The sequence below is a fragment of the Kaistella sp. genome (assembly GCF_041824135.1).
Taxonomy (GTDB): Bacteria; Bacteroidota; Bacteroidia; order Flavobacteriales; family Weeksellaceae; genus Kaistella.
The window spans coordinates 1-5,897 of record NZ_JBGZYM010000017.1 but is presented as its reverse complement, the minus strand read 5'-3'; the positions used below and the strand labels follow the sequence as shown (position 1 = coordinate 5,897).

Sequence of the window (5,897 nt, the reverse complement as noted above, 5' to 3'; positions counted from 1 at the left end):
TGAAATAAAACCGTATTTTTGCACCACTTTTTGTGGAAGCATTTGGCTAAGGTAAAACATTAACAACTAACATCTTCTGTATTTTTCAAACAACCACATTCAGCCAGATATTGAAAGGTAAAGAATACAAATTATTTTTATTATGTCAGAAACGACAGACAAAGCAGAGGTTCTTTTGAACCAAAACGTAGCTCCAGAACAATTTGATTGGGATTCATTTGAATCAGGTCTAGATGCAGAATCAAGACAGGAAAAAAGTGATCTGGAAGAAATCTATAACGGATCTCTTAACAATCTTCAGGACAATGACGTTCTTATTGGTAAAGTTGTAAGACTTACTGACAAAGAAGCGATCGTTGACATTAACTTTAAGTCTGAAGGAGTTATTTCTTTGAACGAATTCCGTTACAACCCAGCGCTTAAAGCAGGTGATGAGGTTGAAGTAATGGTTGACAGAAGAGAAGACAAATCAGGTCAATTACAATTATCTCACAGAAAAGCTAGAATCTTGAAAGCTTGGGATAGAGTTAACGAACTTCACGAAACTGGAGAAATCGTTAATGGTTTTGTAAAATCAAGAACAAAAGGAGGTATGATCGTAGACGTTCATGGTATTGAAGCATTCTTACCAGGTTCGCAAATCGACGTTAAGCCAATTAAAGATTACGATCAGTTCGTAGGTAAAACAATGGAATTCAAAGTTGTGAAAATCAACCCGGAATTCAAAAACGTTGTAGTATCTCACAAAGCATTGATCGAAGCAGATATCGAAGGTCAGAAAAAAGAGATCATCGCTCAATTAGAAAAAGGTCAGGTATTAGAAGGTACTGTTAAGAATATTACTTCGTACGGTGTATTCGTTGACTTAGGAGGTGTAGATGGATTGATCCATATTACAGATCTTTCTTGGAGCAGAGTTAATCACCCATCAGAAATCCTGGAAGACGGACAGACTGTGAAAGTGGTAATCCTTGATTTTGATGACGAGAAAACAAGAATCCAGTTAGGTATGAAGCAATTAGAAGCTCATCCTTGGGATGCTCTTTCTGCTGACATGAAAGTTGGTGATAAAGTAAAAGGTAAAGTAGTAGTACTTGCTGATTACGGTGCATTCGTAGAGGTTGCTCCAGGTGTTGAAGGTCTAATCCACGTTTCAGAAATGTCTTGGTCAACTCACTTAAGAAGTGCAGGTGATTTCGTAAAAGTAGGAGACACTGTTGAAGCTGAAGTTTTAACTTTAGACAGAGAAGACCGTAAAATCTCTTTAGGTATGAAGCAATTAAGCCAGGATCCTTGGTCTAATATCGAAGCTAAATATCCAGTAGGTTCAGAGCACACAGGAACAGTTCGTAACTTTACTAACTTCGGTGTATTCGTAGAATTAGAAGAAGGTATCGACGGATTGATCTATATTTCTGATCTTTCTTGGACTAAGAAAATCAAGCATCCATCAGAATTCTGTGCAGTTGGAGATCAATTGAAAGTTGTCGTTCTAGAATTAGATACAGCAGCTAGAAGATTATCTTTAGGTCACAAACAATTACAAGAGAATCCATGGGATAAATTCGAAACTAAATATGCTGAAGGATCTGTACATGCAGGACAAGCTACTGAAGTTTTCGACAAAGGAGCTCAGGTTCAGTTCGAAGATGTAGAAGTTGAAGCATTCTGTCCATCAAGATTATTAGAGAAGGAAGACGGATCTAAAATCAAGAAAGGAGATAATGCAGATTTCAAAGTAATCGAATTCAACAAAGAATTCAAAAGAGTAGTAGTTTCTCATACAGGAATCTTCAGAGACGAAGAAAAGAAAAATGTAAGAGAGCAAACTTCTAATCAATCATCTAACAAATCAACAGGTTCTTCTCAAAACGAAGAAAAATCAACTCTTGGTGACTTAGACGTATTAGCAGAATTGAAAAAGAAAATGGAAGGTAAATAATCCTAGATTTTCATATTATAAAAGACGCCTCATTTATTTGAGGCGTTTTTTTTGTGTTTTTTTGAAGCGAAAAATGACCTTTGATTTGACTATGGAACCAATGAGTTCATCGGTTCTGTTTTATCGGTAAATACAGAATAGAGCAGGATTGATCTATTACCGAATTGATTAATATTTGTAAAAACAGAAGATTTATTCTTGAGGAAAATCAGAAGTAAATGAGGATAATTGATAACAGTTTTTAGAAGCAAATTGGCATTTTATTAATTTATTGGTTTTTTTAATGTTAAAACTATAAAAAATTACAATTTTTTTTATAAATTCGACGGCAACTAATTAATATATATGAAAAATAGAAATTTACCTCTGAAAATTGCGGCCGTGTGCTTCCTGTTCTCTTTAGGGCAGGCGAACGCGCAGGATTTTAAGACCATTATCAAGAATCACATTTCTGCAAAGAGTGATTTCATGAAAGCTGATTTAAAGAACTTTGAAATCATTAATGAAGATTTTTCTACGTCAATGAAAGGTGATGTGGTAAAAATTCAGCAATCCTATAATGGCATCCCAGTTTATAATGCGATCGGAACGGCTTTAATTAAAGCAGAAAAAGTAACTTATTTTGATGACAGCTTTGCGAAAAATTATGCAAGTGTTTCAAAAGCAACTTCTGCAACTGCCAATACTTCTGTTTTTGCCAATGTTGCTCAAGCGGTAGGTTTAAAAAATGCAGGTCAGTACCAATTGATCGGAATCAAAGATTTAGAAAAAGACGGTGTTTCAACCGTTAAAAATAGATTGATTTATTTTCAAACTGAGAATAATGATTTGAAGTTATGTTATGAATTCGTTTTTGAAGAAAAAGGAACCTCAAACTATTGGGCAATTCTAGCTGACGCATCTACAGGTCAGATTTTAAGCAAAGATAATTTAACGCTTTCTTGTAATTTTAAACATGATGCTTACAGCCACGATTACTCTTCCCATTTACCAGCAGGATTTTCAGAAGACTTTAGCCATGATGCACTAGTTGGACCTTCGGCTTTAGCTCCAAGTAACGGTACTTATAGAGTTTTTGCTTTACCATTAGAAAGTCCAAATCATGGACCGAGAACTTTGGTTTCTAATCCTTGGTTGGTTGATGCTTCCCCAGATGGCTGGCATGGTGTTGGCGGAGGAACATACGCTGGAAATTACACGACTACTAGAGGAAATAACGTACATGCTTATGATGACAAAGGAAATGCAAACGGTCCTGGAGTCTCGCCCGATGGTGGCGCTGGGTTAGCATTTGACTTTCCGTTTGTTGTGAATTCTACTGGACCCAATTTATCAGCTGCAACAACCAATTTATTTTATATCAATAATAGAATTCACGATATTTTTTATCGCGTAGGATTTACCGAAACAGCCAGAAATTTCCAGGCATTTAATTTTGGAAAAGGAGGAGGTGAAAATGATTATGTTCAAGCAGAATCCCAAGATGGAGGTGGACTTAACAACGCGAATTTCGCGACTCCATCAGATGGTTTCAGACCTAGAATGCAAATGTACCTGTGGGATGCCACGGTGCTAGAAAGAGTATTTTACAATGCTCCAACAGAAGCAGTGGGAAGAACCGTTGTCAATTATATTTCAACGACTTTCGGTCCGGCATTAACTCCAACTGGGGTGACTGCAGATGTTAAATTATCAGCGGTAGCAGATGCTTGTAGTCCTTTGCCAGCAGGTTCACTTGCCGGAAAAATTGGATTGATTGTAAGAGGAACGTGCGAGTTTCAGGCAAAAGTACAGGCGGCACAGGATGCGGGAGCAATTGGTGCAATAATTTATAACTTACCAGACTCTGCGCCAACAGGTGGCATGGCGGGAGTAAACGCTAACATTACAATTCCATCCGTTTTAATTGAAAGCTCTGAAGGTCTTTACATGAAAGGTCTATTGGATACAAAAACAGTAAATATCACCTTAAAGTTCGATCCAGATGCACAAGCAACCAGAGATGGTAGTTTTGATAATGGAATCGTGATTCATGAATATGGACATGGAATTTCTAACAGAATGACCGGAAACGGATCTTCATGTTTGTCAACTAATAATACGAAAGAACAAATGGGTGAAGGTTGGTCAGACTTCTTCGCTTTGATGTTAACCAATCAACCAAATGCAACGAAAGACGTAGCCAGAGGAATTGGGACTTATGCAATTTCTGAAGCGACTACAGGTCTGGGAATTCGCCCAGCGAAATACTCTCCAGATTTTGGAATCAACAATTATACCTACGGAGAAACAAATGGAATGGGAACAAATGCTGCGCCACTGGTTCACTCAATTGGATTCGTTTGGGCAAGTATGCTTTGGGATCTTCATTGGAAATATGCCGAAAAATATGGGTACTCATCTGACGTTATGGCTAATGCAACCAATGGAAGTACGAGAGTTTTACAATTGGTAACTGATGGTTTGAAACTTCAAGGTTGTAGCCCAAGTTTCATCGATGGTAGAGACGCAATTTTGGCAGCTGAAGAAGCGGCAACTCAAGGAAAAGACAAATGTCTGATTTGGTCAGTTTTTGCAAAAAGAGGTTTAGGTGTTAACGCATCTGCGGGTGATAAGAAAATTATCAACGATCAAGTTGAAGATTTCACAGAACCAGCAGCAGATCCACGTTGTACTGCTTTGGCTACAAGTGATATTTCAATTAATAAATCATCAATGAGTATTTATCCGAACCCAGCTAAAGATGAATTCTTTATCAAAACTGCAACAAATGTTCTAGGTAAAGTAAATGTTCAGATCTATGACGCATCTGGAAAATTAGTTTCTAGCCAGAAAATTTCTTCCAGCGATGCAGTGAATACACAAGCTCTTCCAAACGGAGTTTATATCATAAAAGTAGAAGGTTTAGGAGTAAGCTATTCTTCTAAATTAATGATTAAAAAATAAATTTTAATTAATATTTGTAAACCGTCCTGTTCATTCAGGACGGTTTTTTTTTCGTGGTTAAAATCAAAATTCCTTTCATTTAAATACATTTTTGTTCACCTAAAATTTTTAACTTTATTAAAACATATGGTCTTGAAAAAAATCTACTCTTATTGATGATGAAAACTTCAGGTCTTCATTTTTCCTCTTAACTAATAGTAAAAAAATAATGGTGAATTTTCCGATCTCTTCCAACGGAATTATTTCAAACCGATTTCTACAATTAGGTTTAAATCATTTTAAGTCAGCTGCAGAATATATTCAGTTCTTGCCTTACAAAAGAAATGCATATAAAGAAAATCAACTTTGCGTCTTCGAAAATCTGGGAGGAACATGCAGTACAAAACATTCTTTATTAAAGAATCTCGCTCTTGAAAATAATTTCCCTGAATTAAAATTAATGCTTGGAATATTTTTGATGAATGAATCCAATACTTCAAAGATTGCGACCGTTTTAAAAAAGTATGATTTAAAAGAAATGCCCGAAGCTCATAATTATTTAAAATATCAAAATGAAATTTTAGACTTTACCCGAAAAAATTCGTCACCGGAAAATTTCATTCATGATTTGGTAGAAGAAATAGAAATTCAACCATTTCAAATCACTGACTTTAAAATACAACACCATCGAAATTTCCTGAAAAATTATTTGATGGAAAATTCTGCCATTTCCCACAATTTAGAAACTTTCTGGAAGATAAGAGAGGAATGTATTCTAGATTTACAGCAATAAAAAACCCATCAAAATAAATTGATGGGTTTCTAATATCGTAATCGAGATTACTTTTTGTAAGAAGCGTCTTTAATTCTCGCTTTTTTACCTCTAAGGTTTTTGAAGTAGAAAATTCTAGCTCTTCTCACTTTACCTCTTCTGTCGATTTCAATTTTTTGCAAAGCTGGCATGTTCATTGGGAAAACTCTCTGAACTCCAACATCACCACTCATTTTTCTGATGGTAAAAGTTTTTGTT

Annotated in this window: 4 protein-coding genes; 3 read left to right on the top strand and 1 reads right to left on the bottom strand. The window is 35.8% G+C overall.

Translation table 11 applies throughout. The features are described 5' to 3' along the window. Nucleotides 1–142 precede the first annotated feature (142 nt). The 3 genes from rpsA (at nucleotide 143) to ACEYOS_RS01930 (ending at nucleotide 5,660) form a co-directional block, all read left to right on the top strand. Nucleotides 143–1,942, top strand: a complete 1,800-nt coding sequence (rpsA, locus tag ACEYOS_RS01940; protein ID WP_373739091.1) for a 30S ribosomal protein S1 — start codon at nucleotides 143–145, stop codon at nucleotides 1,940–1,942. 345 nt (nucleotides 1,943–2,287) lie between these two features. Next, nucleotides 2,288–4,888 carry a T9SS-dependent M36 family metallopeptidase gene (locus ACEYOS_RS01935; RefSeq protein ID WP_373708715.1) on the top strand — a complete coding sequence of 867 codons (2,601 nt, stop codon included), beginning with the start codon at nucleotides 2,288–2,290 and terminating at the stop codon, nucleotides 4,886–4,888. A gap of 208 nt (nucleotides 4,889–5,096) precedes the next feature. Beyond that, a complete protein-coding gene (locus tag ACEYOS_RS01930) occupies nucleotides 5,097–5,660 on the top strand; it encodes a hypothetical protein (protein WP_373708716.1) in 564 nt (187 codons plus the stop codon). 47 nt (nucleotides 5,661–5,707) lie between these two features. Here ACEYOS_RS01930 and ACEYOS_RS01925 read toward each other — a convergent pair. Then, the coding region (locus ACEYOS_RS01925; protein ID WP_373797486.1) for a 50S ribosomal protein L19 at nucleotides 5,708–5,897 on the bottom strand (190 nt) is incomplete at its 5' end.